Consider the following 19374-nt stretch of genomic DNA (forward strand, 5'->3'; position numbering starts at 1 on the left):
ACGCTTAGCAGCGCGGGGAGGGGCGGGTTATTAAACCTCACACAAGGGCTTAGGAGAGGGCGGGGCCTTCGTCCTCAGGTGCAGTTGCGGGGTCTGAAATGACGTCAGCGGGAGCGTCCTTGACTGCCTTCTCAGCAGCCTTTTCAACCTTGTGCTCTGCTCGAGTTTCTTTGACCTCTTCGACCTTAGCCTTGGTCTTGTCAGCTGCAGTGGCAGCTGCTTCCTTAGCCTTTTCAGCTACAACAGGAGCCTTTTCCTTGATGGTCTCTTCGGTAGCCTTGATGCCTTCTTGCACCTTGGGGTCATGCCAGACGTTGGTGGCCTGGGTCTTAATCTTTTCGTAGCTTTCGCGGCCTGCGCGAGCGCCTAGAACGTAGCCGATGCCGATGCCAGCTACTAGTGCGATACGTGCTCTCATGATGTCCACCTTTACGGTTGCTAATAGTGCTGACTACATAATACGCCTACTTAGGGCACTGAGGTAGGTGACACACCGGCCGTTGGTTTTGTGGCGGTTGCATAGCGCCCGGTAATCCCGTCAATCAGGAGGCGGTGACTTCGGGTTTCGGCATACCAGTTGGGCTTCCATACGGCCTCTTGAACATGCTCAAGTAAAAACTCGAAGCTTGCAGCAAGCCTGTAGTGCTTAAGAAATTGTACGTAGGCTGCCTCTTGCGCGATTTTCACCAGCTGCTGACGCTCTACATCATCCAGGGGCTCTTCTCGCACCAGGTCAGAATCTACTGGTTCGCTCGAGAGATTCCAATCATCCGAAGTCCAAGCTCTGCGAGTGCGGGGGTCTACGAGCACACGAATAAGCTGGCCATTGAGCCGGCGTGAAGGCCCTTTGAGCGACGATACCCTGAACACCACACCTATAAGCCGGTAATAGCTGGGCTCAAGTGTTCGCGTCCAATCCTTTTCAGGGAAGACCTTTTGAGCTAGCTCAAGAGCTTCGTGGTAGGTCACCGACGCTTTAATAGCCTTCTGCTGTGTCACGGTCTCTACCTACCTTCCGGCATCTGGGTCGACAGGTCAATGTCTTCCTTGACATCCCGAGTTGAGCGGGTGCTAGTGACGCTAGCAGCGCTATCAATGGCGTCCAAAATATGCGCTGAGACTGGGTGTGATTTTTGGGTGAGAAGCGATCCAACAATCATTGCCACCGTTGAACAGACGATACCTACCAACATGGGGTCCAGCCCAGTTACCGCCCCCAAGTCTCCAAGCTTCCACACAACAGAGACCGAGCTACCTGCCAGCATGCTGGCAAGGGCACCCACCTTATTAGCTTTCCTCCACCAGACTGCGCATATATAAGCAGGGGCAAAGGCTGCACCGAGCACAGTTGCTGCGAAAGTAGCGAGGAAGAGGACGGACGGGGGCTGAAGCAACGCCATCGTCAGACCTCCCAGTGCCATCACTAATACGGTGATTCGCGAAACCTTCACCAGGGTCTTTTCAGAGACCTCTTTGAGGAAGAAGCGCCCAACAAGGTCACGAGAAGCGATGGTTGAAGCCTGGAGTAGCAGTGCATCAGCGGTAGACATAATTGCGGCCATCACTGCAGCCATAACAATACCTACAGCGAAGCTCGGCAATACAGTTTTTGCAACCTCAAAAATAGCTTGTTCAGGGGCTGCCAGGTTAGGCACCACGATGAGAGCAAGAAGACCGACCAGGTAGGGAGCGGGGATAAAGAGTAAGTTGAAGGCGGTTGAATAAACGCCGGCCATGCGCGATACCGAAGGCTTCTTCATTGCCATATGGGATACAACAACATGGGGCCAGCCCATGTAACCAATCGAGAAGATTAGAAGGGCACCAATAATTAAGCCCCACTGATTCTGATATTCAAGGTCAGCACCAAACATGGTGAGCAGGTTGGGGTTGATGGCTTCAATCTGCTGGTGGCCGGCGGTCAGGCCCCCTACTGCCTGCAAGGTGGCGATAAGAACCCAGACCATGCCAATCAACATGACGATTGCCTGGACGAAGTCGGTGTAGGCGACAGCAAGGTAACCACCGAGGAAGGTATAGGAGACAATCACCGCTACCGCGATGATAAGGGCAGTATCGAAGCTTATACCGGTGACAGAGGCCAGCCCGGCACCACCTGCGATGAACTGGCTCATCAGGTAGAGAAAGAGACCGCCCAGAGCCAATATGGATGCAACCATTCTCACGGCTGAAGACTGGTAGCGATTTTCAAGGTACTCAATGGAGGAAATTGATCCAAGAATCTTGGTGAGCTTACGCATGCGTCGGCCGATAATAGAGAGGTTGAGGACGCCGCCGCCCAAATCACCCAGGGCGTACCACATACCAAAGTAACCCGATGAGTACCCGAGAGAGCCAGCTCCAGCGAACATATAGCCCGACATCGAGGAGGACTGCAAACGCAAGGCTGTCACGGCTGGGCCCAAGGAGCGTCCGGCAAGGAGGAAATCTTCTGAGTCATTACCGGACTTTTTCATCGCCCAGATTCCGATCAGAATCATAGCGAGAAAGTAGATGATAAGGAATGTTATTGCAATGTTCACAGCCTAATCCTCCTCATCCGCATTGGCCCAGTCTCGGGTCATAAAGTAGAACCCTGCGGTGTATATAATCCAGAACAGTGGAATAACGGTCATCACTAGGACGGTAAACCCTGGTAACCCAAACATTTCAAACCCTTTCCGTCTGAGCCTGTAGGCCACTTACGAAACAACCTCATATTTTTGAGGCATGGAACACATTGCTTTACTTACTAGTGTTGTGGACAAAACCTCATTGCTCAATTATCAAAACGTTCTCTTTAGACGGTAATAGATGACAGAGTGTTGCCGGCAGGAATCCTACCTTCGGAACGCTACTGAACTGAATCTACTTTAATAAAAATAAACACCCTAATCTCCCCGCTGCCCCGTTCTTCTCAAGAACGGGGCAGAGCGTGGTGGTAGATATTCAATACTCTATAGATGAGAATGAGGCTTTATTCCTTTGCTAAGGTATTAGCTTTTCTCGTCTAGTTCGGCAAGAGCGGCGTCATAAACATCCAAGCCCCGCACCAGTTCCTCCTCCGAAATCACCAGCGGTGGAGCAACGTGCACCCTGTTAAAGTGCACGAAGGGCCACACGCCGTTCTGCTTGCAGTAACCCGCAAAATCATTCATCGGAGCAGCATCAGCACCAGAGGCGTTGAAGGGCACGAGAGGTTCCCTGGTTTCCCTATCTTTGACCAGTTCGATAGCCCAGAAGAGCCCCAGCCCACGAACCTCACCTACAATGCTGTATTTCTCTTTCATCGCCTCGAGCCGGGGACGCACCACCCTCTCACCCAGGTCACGCACCCGATCAAGGATCTTGTCCTCATCAAAAATTTTGAGGGTCTCTAAACCTGGAGCACAAGCCAAAGGATGACCTGAATAGGTCAGCCCACCTGGGTAAGCCGTCGTAGACCAGGTCTTCTGGATTTCCTTGGAAATAATGACCCCACCCAGAGGAACGTAACCAGAGTTCACTCCCTTAGCGAAGGTGATCAGATCAGGCACAACCCCAAAGTTTTCAACAGCAAAAAGAGTGCCTGTGCGCCCGAAACCGGCCATGACTTCATCAGCAATATAGACGATGCCGTACTTGTCACACAGCGCGCGTACCCCTGGCAGGTAACCCTCAGGTGGAACCAGAATTCCATTGGTGCCTACCACAGTTTCTAAGATAATGGCTGCAATGGTCTGAGATCCCTCAAGAATAATCTGCTGCTCCAGATGAGCCAAGGAACGCTCACATTCCTGCCTCTCATCTTCCGACCAGAATGCTGAACGGTAAGTGTAAGGACCAAAGAAATGCACCACCGAGGAATCCGAAGGTTCATTTGCCCAACGTCGCGGGTCGCCTGTCAAAGAAATCGCGGTAGAGGTCGCTCCGTGATAGGAGCGGTAGGCTGACATAACCTTTCGCCGCCCAGTGTAGCCCCGCGCCATGCGCACGGCGTTCTCGTTAGCTTCTGCTCCACCATTGGTGAAAAATACTGAACCGAAGCTCTCCCCCGCCCGCTCCACGAGCTCTTGAGCAAGTTGACTACGGGTGTCATTTTTGAAGGAAGGCTGGATGGTGACCAGTCGATCTGCCTGATCTTTGATTGATTGAATCAACCGCTGGTTGCCATGTCCTAGAGCTAGATTAACCAGTTGGGATGAAAAATCAAGGTAGTCTCGGCCCTGGTCATCGGTGAAGGTAGATCCCTGACCAGAAACCACGTTGACAGGGTCAATGAGGTCCTGAGCTGACCAAGAGTGAAAGACGTTGCCGTCCATAAGTGTTACTCCTTATCTGTGCTAATGAGCAAAGTTAGTTGGTTGGGAAGCCCAGATTAATTTGGGACTCACTCGCCAGCGGCCACCTCTGCGTGACGACCTTACGGCGGGTATAGAAATTAAAAGCTTCTGGGCCGTAAATGTGGGTGTCCCCAAACAAGGAGTCCTTCCACCCACCAAAGGAGAAGGCCCCGATAGGTACAGGGATGGGGACGTTAATGCCGACCATGCCAACCTCAATGTTGAACTCAAATTCTCTGGCGGTACGGCCATCACGAGTGAAGACAGCGGTACCGTTAGCGTACCGGTTAGAGTTGATCAGACTGACCGCCTCATCAAACGAATCGGTACGCGAAACGACCAGCACAGGGCCAAAAATTTCTTCATCATAAACCGGCATCCCCGGCTTCACATGATCTATGAGGGTAGGCCCAACAAAGTAGCCCTCCGCCGGTAGGTCAGCCTCACGGCCATCAACCAGCACCGTGGCACCCGAATCATTAGCTCCAGCGATGAGCCCTTCGATACGTTCCTTGGCTTGGGCGGTAATCACAGGGCCCATCTCATTCTCAGGGTTGGTGCCTGGCCCAACCTTTAGTTCGCCAATACGATCCTGGATTTTCTGCACCAGCTCATCAGCGATATCACCCACAGGAACGACCACAGAAATTGCCATGCAGCGCTCACCCGCCGAGCCAAATCCAGCCGAGATAGCGGCGTCCGCTGCCGCATCAAGATCAGCATCAGGCATAACCACCATATGGTTTTTAGCGCCGCCCAGCGCCTGGCAGCGCTTTCCCTGGGACGTGGCACGTTGGTAGATCGATTGAGCAATAGGGGTTGATCCAACGAAGCTAACAGCCTTAACTGCGGGGGCATCGATAATAGCTTCAACAGTGTCCTTGTCACCGTGCACTACATTGAGCACCCCATCAGGCAGACCGGCCTCGTGGAAAGCCTTAACAATCCAGTTAGCAGATGAAGGGTCGCGTTCTGACGGTTTCAAAATCACGGTGTTACCAGCAGCAATTGCAGCGGTCACCATCCACAGAGGCACCATTGCAGGGAAATTAAAGGGGGTAATACAGGCAACCACTCCAACCGGCTGGCGTGTTTGATGCACGTTAATACCGCTTGCCGCCTGCTCTAAGAACTCGCCCTTCATGTGGTGCAAGAGGCCCGCACAAAATTCGACGTTCTCAAGACCGCGCGCGATTTCACCCGCTGCGTCCGAAGGCACCTTACCGTGCTCCAAAGAAATTACTTCTGCCAATTCTTCCTGACGCGAAGTTATGATTTCACGGAGCTTGAAGAAAATAGCTGTACGCTTGGCTAGCCCTGTAGCCCTCCATCCGGGGAGGGCTGCTTCGGCGGTGGACACCGCTCTTTCTACAGTGCTGGCATCGGCGAGCGCGACTTCGCCAGTTTGCTCGCCCGTTGCGGGATTGAAAACGGGGCCAAAACGGTCGCTGCCGGAAGCTTCTTTGCCTCCGATGATGTGAGGAATTCTGGTGAGCGTGGTCATACCTTTTTCCTTGGGTATCTGGTTCAGTTGACGGTTAGCCAGTGGGGCTAGTTTCCATCGTTTCATTTCACCTGTACCGCAACTAGAGCTAAGTTGTTCAGTTTTCGCCCCGAAATTAAACAAACTGTCAACGCTCACTATGCCGAGTCATGCGCGTCCTTCAGAGGTTGCATACATAAAATTTCAACATGTACACCTTTTTTGATAACTGAACTAGTTCCCCCATGATGTAAACGCTCAGATACCTAAGGACGCAGCCTATGACCCTCAGCTCAGCTGAAGCAATCACTCTCAAAGACATACTGGCTCTGCCGGTACTAGTAGCTGCGGGTACCAGACTATTAAGCGAAGCAAGCCATCTCGATCAGCCAATACGGTGGGTCCACGTGGTTGACACCCCTCGCGGGGGTGAACTGATCGACGGCGGTGAACTTTTGCTCACCACCGGAGCTAGCCTAGGAAAAACCGCCCCAGAACGCTACAGAACCATTGATAAATGGGTGGACGCAGGAGCGGCCGCCCTGCTCATCGAAATAGGTGTTGTACTCGATGAATTACCGCAAGATATTCTTGAGCACTGTGCAGAGCGGGGGTTACCTCTGATTGTTACCGCGGGTGAGGTTCGTTTCTTAGAGGTCACCGAGGCAGTGCACTCTGCGGTTCTTTCGCGCCAGTTTCAGCAGGTTGAGCAACTGCAACGTATTAATGAATCTTTCTGGAGTCTCATGTATAACAGGGCTCAGGCCGAGCAACTGATTCTACATACGTCCCGTGAGCTTGCCCTGCCAGTGGTCCTTGAGGACCTGGCCCACCGCGTCATTCTATACGCTGAAGGCCATGAGTTGCCCTCGCAGTTGCTGCAAGGGTGGGAGGGTAAATCACGACGCTGGGCATCTGATCACAGCGCAGCCGGTCTTATTGCTAACCCTGTTACCGTTCAAGACCCTGAAAATTCTCAGGTGAGCTGGAGTTTTATAGATATTCAAGGGCAGGGTATTCACTGGGGCAGGTTGTTTGTGCGCGGTGCAGCTTTGGACGATACCTTAACCTTGCACACGATGAGGCACGCGGCAATGGCGCTCACCATCGAAAGGCTAGGCGCTTCAAACCCTCATGCGTGGACTGACTTACGGGAACGTATAGGGCTAAAACGGGTGCTGAAAAACCGCTTTACAACCGTTGAGGGCCAAAAAGTTGTGTTGGAGTCCAACGGTTTTCATACCGATGGGCGGGCCCTGTTAGCCTCTGAGCTTCGATCCGCCGAACGACTATCGCTAACATCCGTTCGTAACGTCCTGTTATCGATTAGTCCAGATGTTGAAGTGATGGTAGCTCACCACGAAAATAATAGTCACCGAGTGGTTTGCATTATTTCAGCAAACTCCCAAAAGTGGGAGGCTACTGAGCTGGCAGAAGCTGCGAGGCAAGCTCTGGCAGGGCTTGGAACAGCTATCGAATTTCTGGTGGCTACCGGCCCTAGGGGGCCCGTTGACTTAAGTTCTGCCCTGCACAGAATGAGCGCTCTGAACGCTCAGATTCCTGAGACCGGGGTTGCTTTGCGACGGGCTGACCGAAACCAGTTCGATGGTCTAGTGAACTACTTACATCAGGACGTGAGGGTGCAGGAGTTTGGCGAAACCACCCTGCAGCCTGTGCTGCTGCATGATGCTCGCAACGATTCTGATCTTATGGTGACGCTGAGTACCCTGCTCGAACACCCCACGTCCCGGTCAGCAGCGGCCCAGAAGCTTCACCTTTCGCGCACAGCCCTCTATTCCCGGATTGCAACCATCGAGAGGCTTTTAGCGGTTGATCTCAACAAGGGCGAGGATTTCTTTGGGCTCAGTCTTGCGGTGCGCAGCTACTACGGAGCCTAGCCACAGTTTGGGCAGGGTTCGTCCCATGGGGTGTGTATTAGTTCTGCGCCGGTGGAAACAACGGCGCCCCTCGTGTAGGGAGTCTCGAGCAGACTAACCTAGCTGGCTGCACCCCGGGCAAGCACAATCATGAGAGGCTGGTTTGCGCCACCCACAAACCCATCCCGACTCCAAGAGCTATACACCTTGTCGATATAGAGACCCGCATTCTCTAGGTCTTGCCTGATCACTTCAAGCGAGCGGAATTGCAGGTGAGATTCAAGTTCTAAAACATCGCCCGTATCTTCACATCTATTGACCTCCACCATGGTTACTACGCCGTTACTATCCGGCTCACTCACGGTCGTCGTTTCGTGGAGCACACCAGCAGAGGTCATGCGCTTCCTACCGGTCTCATTCCACTTTTCCCAGGCTCTGGCATCTGGGTTACGGGTTTCAAAGGCGAGCACTCCCCCGGGTTTGAGGCCTTGGGCAATGTCGCTCAGTGTTTGCTTCCAGGCTTGCCCGAGAATGTGCATGGCGACATTGCCGGTCATGAGGACTAGGTCTGCAGAGTTTGGCTTTATCTGGGAGGAGTAGCCCTATCTGACTTATGCGTTCACCTGGTCGATATAACCGATGAGGCTCGTTATCAGCATGAGAACCTGGATGCAGTTACGCTTGTTGAATTGGCGAGGGGAGACAGCATGGACACTGGCGTGGCGCGAGTAGTAGTGCGGCACCTTGTCACCTTTGTCCTTCCAGAACGCCTCGTGCGCGTTCCAAATCGGTAGCCACACGAACGCTTCGTGTACCCTCATATTATCGATTTCACCTGGGATATCATCGCCTCTCTTACGATTCGTGATGGCGCTACGTATTTCCCTGTCGGGGTAATAACGGTAGATAAGCGTGTCCAGCGTAACCGTGAACATAGCCTGAGCAGAACGAAAATGCCCAGCCCGCATCGCGCCGAGTCCGTCGAGGGCAAAGGTAAGCTCATCGCCGACCACCTGGTGGTCTGCCCCTTCCAACACCACAGCACAGTCCTCGATAATTGACTCGTAACATTCACCGAGCACCTGGCGTCGCCCTGCGCTGTCCTTCGCTCGCAACAGTCGAAGAGCCGTCCGTCCACGAGGCACGAGATAGAGAGGGATACCTTCCTTCTCGACGAGCTCGCGGACCTGGTTCACATGAATCTCGCCCACATGTTCTTTGAGGTTGGGAGGCAGAAGGGCACGGTTCAGGCCGTGGGATGCCTGCGAGTCGAAGAGTGACCCTAGAGACCTCCTCAGCCCTTCCAATATGCCTGTCTGATGCTCGGAGATTCGCTTGAGTATCTCCTGAGTTACGGGGCTGATAACCGGGGTATGTAGCGCTGGCAAGTCAAACAGTGGCATCGGGAAAGTAGGGATACTAGCGATAATTGGCGCAATCTGCTCCCGAAAAGGCTCATTGATCGGCGCAAGAACCTCGTAGATCATGGCACTGTAGTCGGGTATCGTCGATTGGATTTGATCCTGCAGGGGCACGAGGGCACTAGAAAGGCTATTGCCCATACTTGTTTGTAGAGACCGTGAGAACTCCGCTGGTATCTGGAAGCCGACAGTTTGTTTCTTCTGGTCGCTCGTGGCCAGCTCTGCAGGCTCCCGAGTTACTCCCTCGGATTTTGATACGTCGCCGTCATCAGGCTCGACCTCGCAGTCGTTTTCATCTTTCACGACGAACCTCCGCTGGACCTCGACACGCAATCGAGTCTTCGATGGATCATCGAGACCATTGTCAATACTTCGAGCAACTCCTCATCAGTAATCCTGCGGTTTATCCTCGGGTCATGCGCCATCGGATTCCGGTAAAGGCCGTTCAAGCCTTTTATGAGATTAGCGAACCCGGTCTGTTCATCCTTATCAGTTTGCGTCCGCAGAAAGTTGATTGCGAGCATCGGTATACCCGACTGGCCGAGCGCCAAAGCAGTATCGACAAGCGCAGCTCCGTCGCCCGAAGCACCGCTTAGGTCCCGGATTCGATCAAAGATGCTCTTGGTTGCCTCAAAACAGGCATGGAAGTGCGACTTCTTTAGCACCTCTAGCGAACAGTATCGGAGTACCTCAGAATGGCATTTACGGCGGTGAAGTTCATCGCGAATCGATGATGCGATGCGAGATGCCTCATCTAACGTCTGGGCAATTGGACCCTTAGCGACCCTGCCCTCATCATTGACTCGCATCCCGACAAATGCAAGGTGTTCGTTGAGCCTATCTTGTCGAAGAGTGAAGAGCTCCGGCTGCCTGCGATACCGTACCGGCTCCATTGCCGTGACGATAAAAGTAATTATGCGTTTCGAGCTTAGGTCCTTTTTCTGACGAGCAACGAAAGCTTCGGTTAGACGGTCACACTTGGTCGCAGTTGGATTCGGGTCCTCCATCCTCAAGTAAACGAGTAAATCGCCAATCTCGCGACCAGTTAACCCGTCGGAGGTGTCGGCAAGAACTTCGGCGATAGCCTTTAGTAACGGATAAGACCACATGGGCTCTAACTGCGCCACACTATCTCACCACCCACAGGTTGATGAGTAAGACCCCGCGAGACATCCGCTGACTTCCCACTTCTTATCTCTAGACTTTAAACGTTGAAACGGAACACTACCGCATTCCGTAGCTGAATATCGTCTGGCTTGATGTTCCGGGGCGGACAGATCGGCGCACTCAGCCGCTGTTCAGAGTCGGCTCCGTCACCGCCGACACACCGGTATCGCGCTTGAGGAGGACGTAGGGGAACGAGCGGCCCACTACCACCCATCCGTCATCCATCAGTGCCGAGGCCTTCCGTGTTCCGAGAACCAGACGATGCTCCCACTGCTTGTCCGAGTGCACGACATGGTGGTGCGCCACGCCGAATCCGACACTATGCCAGCCGTATCGCCCGGCGAGATTGAGCTCGTCAATCGCATCAAAGATGCCCACGGGCCCGATCAGGCGCTCACCCGGATCAAGGCTTCGCGCCGAAAGCTTCACTGGGGCGGCGAACCGCTTTTGCGCAGCCTGCTTGGAGATCCCCAGAGACTTGCCAATATCGACCCACGTCGCTCCCGACTCGCGTGCGGCGAGCACGCTCGACTGGAGGAGTTCGCGTGACTGCTCCTCGATCGCGTGAGCCACCGCAATCGCGGCGATGAAATCCTCCGGCTCCCGGGGCTCCGACACCGGAACAAGTGCCGCCATGACATCTTGCAGCCTCTCGGAGACGTTGTTCACCGTGGCTCGTCTTCCGGGAGGGTCTCCGAAGGTGTCCATTCGCCGCGGGCCACCTGGGGGCGCTTCCCCCACCATGCGAGGTACGAACCCACGCCGACACATCCGACGATGATGACGACCACCGCGACCTGCAGCCACCACACACCAGGAAGAAGATCGAACACCAGGAGGAGCCCGATGACGCTCGGGAGGAACAGGAGCGCGATGCCCCACGAGTAAGAGGGCGGATTTTTCTTGATCTCTGACATGTGTCAACCATAGGTTGACCCGCATAGATTGTCAACGACTAGTTGACGGCCTATTACGCCGAGAGTGTGGCCCTCAAGCCAGCTTCTACGTTGAAGTGGAACTCCACCGGCTTCTGAAACCGAATAGCCCTCGACTGCATAAGCACGCTCAGTCAGGTGTAAAAAGTAGGTCAGCAGAACAAGTCCAGGAGCCAACACAGCACCGCGTTGCTCGCTAAGGACCGGGGAGCAGTTTCACTCGAGTCTTCCGCGGATACGAGGCTCAGAATCTGGTCACGCGACCGGCGCGTCCCTGTCAGCAGCCCTATCCCGATATGTGGCCGTCGCGCGGCATTCGTGGGAATATCGCGGACCTCGGCTTCCATAGACCGACCGTGCTCCGGGCCCAACGTATCGCTCGACGTGATGCCGAGCGAGCGGATTCTCCCGCCGCGCATACATCTCGACCTCTATGCCGCGGATCAAACTGCGGAGATCGCACGTCTGTCCCGTCTCGGTGCATGTGAGGTGCCTTGGGATGGCAGGACCGCCGATGCAGGTTACGTGATCATGGAGGATACGGAGGGTAACCGCTTCTGCGTCATCGATGCCGCGGGGTGGAGCGGATTCATGCGCTGACGACGAAGCGACGACCCTGTTTGTAGGCTGCTCACCTCACACATTAAAGCGGAACTCGACCACGTTATGGACAGAACTATCGTCACGAGCGCTCAAACTTGCGCGCGCTTGACAGGCCAGGTAGGATCGCTTCAAGTTCTTGATCACCGCGACCGCAAGGTGCTCGAGGAGGGATCACCCCACGTGGGCTGTGGTGAGCAGCGCATAGTCAGCACCGGGTAGCGCCGGGAACCACGTCGAGATTGAGATACAGACGACCCGGCAGGGAGTGACTTCTCCCGTAAGGCACGGAGGTCCCTCAGGGCCCAGTGGAGCATCGCGCACGGCGACCGGGAAAGTAGCCGGACAACTATTCCCCCGTCTCCGGACAGTTCAAGCTGTCTGGAGTTGTCATGGGGTACTCCCCGCCTCCCTCGTCCGACCTCACCCACTACCTCAACCTCACCGATGCCGTCGAACTTGGCTTCGGCGCGTATCAGACCCTTCGGCGATACATCGCCCAGGGCAAGCTTCCTGCGGTCAAGGTTGGAGGCCGCATCAAGGTTCTGCGGTCTGACCTTAATGCCCTCGCGGTCCCAAAGCGACAGCCCACCTTCGAGGAGGTCGAGGCCGCCGCAGAACGTCTCGCCAGCTCCGCTCCCCCGCTGAGCGACGCCCAGGTCCGTCGCCTCAGCGCGATCTTCGGCGGTGCGGCATGAGCGCCGGGCTCGCGTGCACGAAAGACCTCTTCTTCACGCACGGCACCACTGAAACCCCTGGTAGAACGGCAATGGCGGCACCGCCGTATGGGGAGCAGCCCCATGACGCCGCCGCCGCCGATGCTCGCGACCCGGTCGATGCGGCGGGCTGGTCTCGGACAGTGGTGGCGGACTCGGCGACGTCGCGGAAGCACCCGGCCGAGTTCGAGGTCCTGACTCGTTCAATAGCACGCGGAGCGCGCGGCGCTGCCGGCTTCGGGCAGTACCCCTCGGTGGCCGCGATGTCCACGGATCAGGATTCCATCGTCATCGGCTTCGACACCGAGTTCGTGACTGTCGATCTGATGGATGCCGACCGTGTATGGGTCGGCGAGGACGAGCACATGGTGCGGAAGATTGTGTCCTACCAGTTCGCCGCGATTGACCCTCTCGATGATTCCCAGCTCCGGCTCTGCGTGGTCATCCCCCGGAGCTACAGGGGGCCGCGCGGCTCTCGTACGGCGCGGCTGTCCTTCGAGAAGAGCCTTGAGATCGCGATCATGAGCCTGGGTCTTCATGAGCACAGGCTCGCAGTTGGGTGGACTGACAAGGGCGTCTCAGCGCAGTCTGCCATCGGTGACGACGGCAAGTCCCACCCCTCGGTGTGGTTCAAGCACAGTCCCGAGGGGACGCCCAGGGCGTTGCCGATCACCTTGGTCGCGCACTACCAGCACGCCGACCTGACTACTTTCGTCGACCGCCGGAAGGCGATCAACGTCTGGAACCAGGCGTATCCCGGTCGGTCGAAGACGCTGTCGGATCGTGCGGGTTGGGACGGTCGACGTGCCCGGTGGCTGGACGGTCGCGCCCCGGACATCCTCCGCACGGTGATCTCGGCCAGCGCGGGCATGGTGTCGAACAAGCCCGCCCGCATGGTGCTTTCCGGCGAGAACTGGCGGTGGAAGCTGCCGGTGGAAGTCTCGATCCGCGACACGATGGCGCAGAGCGGTGCTGAGCCGCTCAAGGCACTCGGTGCGGCGATCGGGGCGCCGAAGCTGGATGTTCCTGGTGACTGGATCACCCGGATGGACGAGTACTTCGACGTGCATCCTACGGAGTTCCTCGACTACGCGGCGAATGATGCCGTGATCGCTCTGGAATACGTGAGCCAGCTATACGGCGATCACCGTGCTGTCCCGTTGACCTTGCCCACTGCTGCGGCGAAGGCGGTGAAAGGCCTCATCCAGGACGAGCTGGGCGAGGGCCGCGACTTCAATTCCGTCTTCGGCGGACTCCACAAGGTGACGAAGACCCGCGAGGGTGCTGCCGGTGTAGACGAGCAGCAGCTCGACTTCTACCACGTCCGGGCGCTGGAGCCGATCGACGGTGCTGCGGCGACGTGGATCCATGCTGCGGCGATGAGCTTTCGAGGCGGGTACAACATGTCTGCCGAGCTTGGGCTGTTCGCGCGCGTGACCAGTGACTTCGATCTTCAGTCCTGCTACCCCACGTCCAGCTCGACGATTTGGGATGTCGACTACCAGCATCCCGATGGCGTGATTCTGAAGACGGTGAACAACGCCGACCTCACGCTGTCCGACTTCAAGAGCCCACTCACGCCGTTCCTCGGGTTCGTGAGCTTCGAGTTCCCGAGCACGGTCGCGTTCCCTTCGTTGCCGGTTCCGGTCGAGGGGTCGATGGTCTATCCGCTCACAAGCGGTGGTGCTCGTGGGGTCTGGGCAACCGGTCCCGAGGTCTGGCTCGCCCTCACGCTTGGCGCGACTGTGACCTGTCAGATCGGTCACTTCGGACGGGTCCTCACCGATGAGCATGGTGAGCCCTCTCGGCTTCTCCGGGGTGCGTACAAGCAGCTCCTCGATGACCGTGCGCGGGCCAAGGCGGAGTTCGGTGCGAAGTCGTTCGAGCAGAACGTCCTGAAGCTGATGGCGAACTCTCCCTACGGCAAGCTGGCGCAGGGAGTTATGGGCCAGCGGGGCTGGGATGCCTGGGCGCAGGAACGTGATGCGGTCGGCGGGTCCGCGATCACCTCACCCTGGCACGCGTGCATGACTACCGGCCTCGTGCGCGCGGTTCTGCTTGCGACGCTGAACCAGCTTCACAACCTGGGCTACAGCACGCCGTCCTGCACTACGGACGGATTCATCACGGATGCCGATCTGGACGTGGTCGACAGCCTCGACCTTTTCGGGCTCGGTCCGATCTGGCGTGAGTCCCGGCTCGCGCTGACCGGTTCGCAGAGGATGTGGGAGCGCAAGCACCAGCAGACCGACCTGCTCAACATCACTACCCGGGCGAACTTCAGCCGACAGCCTGCCGGCGTCCTGGCACACGGTGGCTACAAGCTTCCAGAGGGCATCGAGCAGGACAGCCAGGCCGACCGCGACCTCATGTACGAGCTCATGGCGAGTCGTGAGGGCGCACTCCCGGTGACGATGAAGGTCTTTCCCTCGGTGCAGGAACTGACCCGCATCGACAAGCGGCTGGACTTCGCGCCGCGCGTGGTCCACAAGGAGCAGACCATCGAGTTCGACCGAAAGCGCCGCCCCGTCCCCGATGGGATGTCGGTCGACGTCATCGACATCGACGGCGTCCAGCATGAGGTCGCCCATGTGCACACCGTGCCCTGGGATTCTCCCGAGCAGGCCACGTTGGGGCGTTCGGTCGACCAGGGCCTCAAGGAGTGGGACGACGGCCTCGGCGAACCCGTGTGGATTCGCTCCCCCGTTCGGCGGACTGTCGAGCAGTGGGAGGACTACTTTGCGCGGCTCGACGCTCTGCTCGATGAGGACGGTTCGATCGCCCATGCAGCGCAGCTGGAGCACATCGCCAAAGGCATCGTGATCGCCTTCCGCCAGGAGATCATCGACATCCCGTGGCTCCATCCGGGACGGCCTCTGGCAGACAGGCTCGATGCGTTCGAGGCATTCGGGCTGCCTCGCGTGAAGGAGCGGTTCTGGTCGCACGCCCGGTCGAAGGCCGAGCGCCAGATCGACATCGATCTGGAGGCGATCCGCCCCTACGTCAAGTGGATGCAGGCGATCGACCCCTTTGACGAGTCGGCTTCTGCTGGCGCTTCGTGAGGTGGTGACGATGAGCTACAGCATCGGAGGACTTGCCTTCGCCACCAAGCAGAAAGTCGCCAACCACGCCAGTGCCGTGCTGAACCGAGCTGGGCTCGGGGAGGTCCTGCGCGGTTCCGATGAGTCGTTCGCCCGTGACCTCCTCGCCCACCATCCAGAGGCCGACCGCAAGCACGGCGCTGGCGTCTGCTGGATCACCGTCGCCCTCATCCCTGAGTGGGGCACGAGGAACTTTCTCGTCTTTCGGGAGGACGGGTCGATCGACAACTGGTCGATCAAGAAGTGCATCAACAACTTGCGACCGGAAGGTCACTGAACCGAAAGGAACTGACCATGAGCAACAAGACCACGACCAATCTCGACGAGCTGATCGAGCAGGAGCGCCGCCGTGCGTCCGAGCGCATCACCAAGCTCAAGCGTGCCGCCGCTGCCGAGCAGCGCCGCATCGACGAGAAGGTCATCGATCTGCTGCGCGACCAGAGCCCCGACCTCTACGACCGGCTCTCCGAGGAGGCGGCCGGTGCCTTGGAGGCAGAGAAGGCGAAGAGGTCGAGGCGTGCGAAGAAGGCGGCATCGTCTTCGGGATCGGTGAACGACGGAACTGCCTCGCAGTCCGTCGATCCCGAACATGAGGAGGCGGCACCGTGGAACGGCTGACGACTCCGATCCGGGACTTGCGTCAGCGTCCCGGGGCCCCCTCGCCCGCAGGGAGCGCAGCGACCGAGGACGAGGGCCAGCGGTTCTTGGAGGACATGAGCGCCAGCGAAATGTCCGACGAAAACCCTGCTGGCCGTCTTCCGTACGCCCCGGAGAACGAGCCCGACTCCCCAAGCAGCGCTGGTCGGGCTCGTGCGGAGGGGTGTGCGGAAGACCCGGCCCTGCCCGCGGAGCAGCACCACGACTCCCAGGTGAACACCGGTCGTGGTACTGCGCAGAGGGCAGGGCCGGCCGAGGCTCCGGTGGAGCCTCGGAACAGCCGTCGTCGGGAGGTCTCTCTCGACGTCCGGCTGACGGTGGCTGATCGCGATGCGATCCGCCGCCGCGCCCACGTGCTCAGCGTCAAGCCGAGCGCATGGGCTCGCGCCGTCATGCTCGACGCGCTGGACTCGAGGTCCTCGAAGGTCGATCAGCTGGAGAACAACGCGGGAGTGGAGGAGGCGGCGGCCACGTCTCTTGCTCCGGCAGTAGAGCAGCTGCGTCGAGTTGGTGTGAACCTGAACCAGGCGCTCCGCAAGGGTGCTGCCGTCGATGACAGTCTCCTTCACCTGGTGATGGTTGCGGTGGACGAGGTGCGTGCCTCGCTCGGCGATCGGACACGGGTATGAGCACCGTGAACGTCCGCCCCTCGACCAACGCTGCAGGAGCTGTTGGGTACATCCTCTACGGGCGTGACCCTGAGGTGCGAAAGGAGCTCCTCAAGGTCGGATCGACACGTGCAGCCGCGTATGCGATGTCCATGGTCAATGGCGGGACGACCCCGTCGGAGTTCATCGCGTGTGCCGAGGCGCACGCCGCTGCTCACGGTCGTCGTTTCATGAAGCACACCGGCAGAGGTCATGCGTTTCCTACCGGTCTTGTTCCACTTTTCCCAGGCTCTGGCATCTGGGTTGCGGGTTTCAAAGGCGAGCACTCCCCCGAGGTTGAGGCCTTGGGCAATATCGCTCAGTGTTTGCTTCCAGGCTTGCCCGAGAATGTGCATGGCGACATTGCCGGTCATGAGGACTAGGTCTGCAGAGTTTGGCTTTATCTGGGAGGAGTAGCCCTGCACCCACTGGACGCTGTTCCCGCCTTCTCGTGCCCTGGCTACGTCCAGCATGGCCGAGGCAGGGTCGATGCCCGTGACCTTTCGCCCAGCACCAGCAAGCGTGACGGTTAGGATCCCTGTGCCGCATCCCAAATCCACGATGGTTTTGGCGTTGAGCTCTTGAGCGAGGGCACGGTAGAAGTCGTGGTCAGGCCCATCGGGATTGTCTTCATCGTAGATGGCAGCCATCAGTGCCTGCTCATAAGGGTTTTGTTTCATGATGTTTACACTGTAATCAGAAACGACTGACTAATAGTTCCATTTCAACAAATTCGTAGACGCTGCCATTGGTGGGTTGGGAGTAAGTGCGAATGGCTCTAAAGCCTGCCCTTTCGTAAACCTTTATAGCTCTCTCGTTGAAAGCTGCGACGCTAAGAACAATACGGGAAGGTGAGCATTCAGCGGCCAGAGTCTCTAACCCAGCCAGCACAAACTTCAGTCCCAGGCCGCCACCTGTCAGATCAGGACTAAGACCAAGACTAATTTCATAGGTCTCACGATCCTCTGTAGGTGAGGCAGTAAAAAACCCAATTAAGTCTTCTTCACAACGAGCCTGCCAGAACTTCTGAGGCCACTGCTCTGGGTTCACAAACTCTTCGTAGTCTTCTGGGTCAGCAGCAGCATCGTAGAAGTCGTAGGGTGGCGGGTACTCCCAGGTATCGGCGATGAGTCGGGCAAGATCCCTGGTCATGGGGCTAAAAGAGAGCTTTGCGCCCTTGCTAGGAAAATTAACTGTGGCCATAAAGGAATTGTCTCAAATGCTTACGAGCTAGATGCAGCCTTGGCCAGCGTTCGTTCCATGGGGGTGTACTAGTGCTGTACAAATGGAACGAACCCTGCCCAAAAATTCAAAACATCAGCAGCTTAGACGTTGAGGCGGAAATCCACCAAGTTCCTCACAGAACTAATGTCAGGAATTGACGAGAAACTTGACTGTACTCCGTAGCCGGTACCACTCAGGCTGAACGCGCGCCGCATCTGTTCGGTTCGACAGCGGATTACACAACACAGCACAGCGCGCAGCAGTTCATCGAGACTGTAGCGGCGTTCGACGAGCAGGCAGTGGCTGCATTGGAGGCCACCGGCGAATTCCCGGGCAGCGAGGTTCCGAATGGTGTTGGGCGCAAGTTCCTGTACAGGTACGGAGAGCAGATCGACCCCGAGGTGCTGCACTTCTTGGAACTGAGGCGGGACAAGCTGGACGCGGCAGCCGAGGTGTGGGAGCACAACCAGATCAAGGCCAAGAGGATGCGCGCAGAAGTGGCCGCTGGCAACTTCGAGATGGCAGAGCAAGCAGTTGTTCGGAAGCCCCGGAGGTCGCCCCGTGCACCAGAGGCGCAAGCTGAGAACGTTGGCCCTTCGCTGGGCTAGTTGGCAGCGCAAAAGACAAGACCCCGTAGCCGTGTTGGCTACGGGGTCTGTTGCTGTTCACATCACGCGGAAGACGAACACGCCGTCCTCGGGGTTGTCGTGGGTCGCGTAGTCGAACGCCAGGTCACGGGTCCACGAGTCCCAGTCGAAGTAGTTGGCGATCGCCTCGGGGATCTCGTCCAGCAGGCCGGTCTCGTCGGCCAGTTCGCGGGCGTAATCCTCGAAGCTCTCCCACTCGCCGCAGTAGCGCTCCACGAAGTCAGGGACGCACGGCAGGTCTGAGTTGCCCTCGGCCACATAGTCGCCGGACTCCACCCACGCGAGCAATGCCGGTCTGAGGTGCTCATCGGCCTCGGCGATGGCTCTACCCCAGGCGGCCGCATCGGCGGGGCTCATCTCGCCCTTGACGGGGATGTTCTCGTGGTCCATGACCCACAGCTCGTCATGGGAGTCTGCACGTGAGTGAGCGCCGTGAACGTCGTAGGTTGTTACTTCGTCAGCGGTGACGGCATCGAACCAATCGCCGACGAGTCTGCCTGCGTTGTAGCAGGCAAGGCAGCCGATCCAGGCTCTGGGTGTGGTGGATATGGCAGTGGTCGCCATGGTGGGTGCTCCC

21 protein-coding genes are annotated in these 19374 nt (G+C 57.5%); 8 read left to right on the top strand and 13 right to left on the bottom strand.

Annotated features, from left to right (window positions below; translation table 11 throughout):
* Positions 1-49 precede the first annotated feature (49 nt).
* From L6990_RS00735 to L6990_RS00755, 5 genes are all read right to left on the bottom strand, one after another.
* Positions 50-418 (bottom strand): YtxH domain-containing protein, encoded by a 369-nt coding sequence (locus L6990_RS00735; RefSeq protein WP_237202166.1) that lies wholly within the window; start codon positions 416-418, stop codon positions 50-52.
* Between the two features lie 50 nt (positions 419-468).
* Positions 469-999: a hypothetical protein gene (locus L6990_RS00740; protein WP_237202167.1), complete on the bottom strand. Its 531-nt coding sequence runs from the start codon at positions 997-999 to the stop codon at positions 469-471.
* Between the two features lie 5 nt (positions 1000-1004).
* A complete protein-coding gene (locus tag L6990_RS00745) occupies positions 1005-2543 on the bottom strand; it encodes a sodium/proline symporter (RefSeq protein WP_237202168.1) in 1539 nt (512 codons plus the stop codon).
* A gap of 453 nt (positions 2544-2996) precedes the next feature.
* Entirely contained in the window at positions 2997-4301 is a 1305-nt protein-coding gene (locus tag L6990_RS00750) for an aspartate aminotransferase family protein (protein ID WP_237202169.1), read from the bottom strand.
* A gap of 34 nt (positions 4302-4335) precedes the next feature.
* Positions 4336-5826 carry a CoA-acylating methylmalonate-semialdehyde dehydrogenase gene (locus L6990_RS00755; RefSeq protein ID WP_237202170.1) on the bottom strand — a complete coding sequence of 497 codons (1491 nt, stop codon included), beginning with the start codon at positions 5824-5826 and terminating at the stop codon, positions 4336-4338.
* A 260-nt stretch (positions 5827-6086) separates the two neighbouring features.
* Here L6990_RS00755 and L6990_RS00760 point away from each other — a divergent pair, with 260 nt between their 5' ends.
* On the top strand, positions 6087-7703 hold the full coding sequence (locus tag L6990_RS00760; RefSeq protein ID WP_237202171.1) for a PucR family transcriptional regulator: 1617 nt from the start codon (positions 6087-6089) through the stop codon (positions 7701-7703).
* Between the two features lie 98 nt (positions 7704-7801).
* Here L6990_RS00760 and L6990_RS00765 read toward each other — a convergent pair whose 3' ends face one another.
* The 5 genes from L6990_RS00765 to L6990_RS00785 form a co-directional block, all read right to left on the bottom strand.
* A complete protein-coding gene (locus tag L6990_RS00765; RefSeq protein WP_237202172.1) occupies positions 7802-8239 on the bottom strand; it encodes a hypothetical protein in 438 nt (145 codons plus the stop codon).
* A 54-nt stretch (positions 8240-8293) separates the two neighbouring features.
* A complete protein-coding gene (locus L6990_RS00770) occupies positions 8294-9406 on the bottom strand; it encodes a hypothetical protein (RefSeq protein WP_237202173.1) in 1113 nt (370 codons plus the stop codon).
* Positions 9403-10230, bottom strand: coding sequence for a TIGR02391 family protein (locus L6990_RS00775; protein ID WP_237202174.1), 828 nt, complete (start codon positions 10228-10230; stop codon positions 9403-9405). Before L6990_RS00775 ends, L6990_RS00770 begins: the two co-directional genes overlap by 4 nt.
* A gap of 160 nt (positions 10231-10390) precedes the next feature.
* Complete coding sequence (locus tag L6990_RS00780; protein WP_217497266.1) at positions 10391-10939, bottom strand: hypothetical protein; 549 nt, start codon at positions 10937-10939, stop codon at positions 10391-10393.
* A complete protein-coding gene (locus tag L6990_RS00785; protein ID WP_237202175.1) occupies positions 10936-11187 on the bottom strand; it encodes a hypothetical protein in 252 nt (83 codons plus the stop codon). Before L6990_RS00785 ends, L6990_RS00780 begins: the two co-directional genes overlap by 4 nt.
* A 405-nt stretch (positions 11188-11592) precedes the next feature.
* On the opposite strand from L6990_RS00785, the gene L6990_RS00790 reads away from it, so the two are divergent.
* The 6 genes from L6990_RS00790 (at position 11593) to L6990_RS00815 (ending at position 16908) form a co-directional block, all read left to right on the top strand.
* On the top strand, positions 11593-11805 hold the full coding sequence (locus L6990_RS00790) for a VOC family protein (RefSeq protein ID WP_175294435.1): 213 nt from the start codon (positions 11593-11595) through the stop codon (positions 11803-11805).
* Between the two features lie 392 nt (positions 11806-12197).
* Positions 12198-12503 (top strand): helix-turn-helix domain-containing protein, encoded by a 306-nt coding sequence (locus tag L6990_RS00795; protein WP_009374917.1) that lies wholly within the window; start codon positions 12198-12200, stop codon positions 12501-12503.
* A complete protein-coding gene (locus L6990_RS00800) occupies positions 12500-15583 on the top strand; it encodes a DNA-directed DNA polymerase (protein WP_237202176.1) in 3084 nt (1027 codons plus the stop codon). The genes L6990_RS00795 and L6990_RS00800 overlap by 4 nt, the downstream gene beginning before the upstream one ends.
* A gap of 10 nt (positions 15584-15593) precedes the next feature.
* The gene (locus L6990_RS00805; RefSeq protein ID WP_237202177.1) at positions 15594-15899 is read left to right on the top strand and encodes a DCL family protein; all 306 of its coding nucleotides are present in this window, start codon (positions 15594-15596) and stop codon (positions 15897-15899) included.
* A gap of 17 nt (positions 15900-15916) precedes the next feature.
* Positions 15917-16240, top strand: a complete 324-nt coding sequence (locus tag L6990_RS00810; RefSeq protein ID WP_009374910.1) for a hypothetical protein — start codon at positions 15917-15919, stop codon at positions 16238-16240.
* Between the two features lie 95 nt (positions 16241-16335).
* Positions 16336-16908, top strand: coding sequence for a plasmid mobilization protein (locus L6990_RS00815; RefSeq protein WP_046649527.1), 573 nt, complete (start codon positions 16336-16338; stop codon positions 16906-16908).
* On the opposite strand, the gene L6990_RS00820 is transcribed toward L6990_RS00815, so the two are convergent.
* Positions 16845-17606, bottom strand: coding sequence for a class I SAM-dependent methyltransferase (locus L6990_RS00820; protein WP_237202178.1), 762 nt, complete (start codon positions 17604-17606; stop codon positions 16845-16847). The two genes, L6990_RS00815 and L6990_RS00820, sit on opposite strands and share 64 nt — an antisense overlap.
* Before the next feature lie 16 nt (positions 17607-17622).
* Positions 17623-18129, bottom strand: coding sequence for a GNAT family N-acetyltransferase (locus L6990_RS00825; RefSeq protein WP_237202179.1), 507 nt, complete (start codon positions 18127-18129; stop codon positions 17623-17625).
* Positions 18130-18563: 434 nt separating this feature from the next.
* On the opposite strand from L6990_RS00825, the gene L6990_RS00830 reads away from it, so the two are divergent.
* Positions 18564-18758 (top strand): hypothetical protein, encoded by a 195-nt coding sequence (locus tag L6990_RS00830; RefSeq protein WP_237202180.1) that lies wholly within the window; start codon positions 18564-18566, stop codon positions 18756-18758.
* Between the two features lie 57 nt (positions 18759-18815).
* Here L6990_RS00830 and L6990_RS00835 read toward each other — a convergent pair whose 3' ends face one another.
* Positions 18816-19361 carry an antirestriction protein ArdA gene (locus tag L6990_RS00835; protein WP_237202181.1) on the bottom strand — a complete coding sequence of 182 codons (546 nt, stop codon included), beginning with the start codon at positions 19359-19361 and terminating at the stop codon, positions 18816-18818.
* Between the last annotated feature and the right edge of the window lie 13 nt (positions 19362-19374).

Origin of the sequence: Rothia endophytica (genome assembly GCF_928381505.1) — a bacterium.
GTDB classification, from domain to species: Bacteria; Actinomycetota; Actinomycetes; order Actinomycetales; family Micrococcaceae; genus Rothia; species Rothia endophytica_A.

Excerpts from the sequence above, each read along its gene's own strand:
- L6990_RS00760 (WP_237202171.1), top strand. The coding sequence starts at position 6,087 with ATGACCCTCAGCTCAGCTGAAGCAATCACTCTCAAAGACATACTGGCT.
- L6990_RS00805 (WP_237202177.1), top strand. The coding sequence starts at position 15,594 with ATGAGCTACAGCATCGGAGGACTTGCCTTCGCCACCAAGCAGAAAGTC.
- L6990_RS00755 (WP_237202170.1), bottom strand. The coding sequence starts at position 5,826 with ATGACCACGCTCACCAGAATTCCTCACATCATCGGAGGCAAAGAAGCT.
- L6990_RS00795 (WP_009374917.1), top strand. The coding sequence starts at position 12,198 with ATGGGGTACTCCCCGCCTCCCTCGTCCGACCTCACCCACTACCTCAAC.
- L6990_RS00815 (WP_046649527.1), top strand. The coding sequence starts at position 16,336 with ATGAGCGCCAGCGAAATGTCCGACGAAAACCCTGCTGGCCGTCTTCCG.
- L6990_RS00825 (WP_237202179.1), bottom strand. The coding sequence starts at position 18,129 with ATGGCCACAGTTAATTTTCCTAGCAAGGGCGCAAAGCTCTCTTTTAGC.
- L6990_RS00785 (WP_237202175.1), bottom strand. The coding sequence starts at position 11,187 with ATGTCAGAGATCAAGAAAAATCCGCCCTCTTACTCGTGGGGCATCGCG.
- L6990_RS00790 (WP_175294435.1), top strand. The coding sequence starts at position 11,593 with ATGCCGAGCGAGCGGATTCTCCCGCCGCGCATACATCTCGACCTCTAT.
- L6990_RS00750 (WP_237202169.1), bottom strand. The coding sequence starts at position 4,301 with ATGGACGGCAACGTCTTTCACTCTTGGTCAGCTCAGGACCTCATTGAC.
- L6990_RS00810 (WP_009374910.1), top strand. The coding sequence starts at position 15,917 with ATGAGCAACAAGACCACGACCAATCTCGACGAGCTGATCGAGCAGGAG.
- L6990_RS00820 (WP_237202178.1), bottom strand. The coding sequence starts at position 17,606 with ATGAAACAAAACCCTTATGAGCAGGCACTGATGGCTGCCATCTACGAT.
- L6990_RS00735 (WP_237202166.1), bottom strand. The coding sequence starts at position 418 with ATGAGAGCACGTATCGCACTAGTAGCTGGCATCGGCATCGGCTACGTT.
- L6990_RS00835 (WP_237202181.1), bottom strand. The coding sequence starts at position 19,361 with ATGGCGACCACTGCCATATCCACCACACCCAGAGCCTGGATCGGCTGC.
- L6990_RS00800 (WP_237202176.1), top strand. The coding sequence starts at position 12,500 with ATGAGCGCCGGGCTCGCGTGCACGAAAGACCTCTTCTTCACGCACGGC.
- L6990_RS00765 (WP_237202172.1), bottom strand. The coding sequence starts at position 8,239 with ATGACCGGCAATGTCGCCATGCACATTCTCGGGCAAGCCTGGAAGCAA.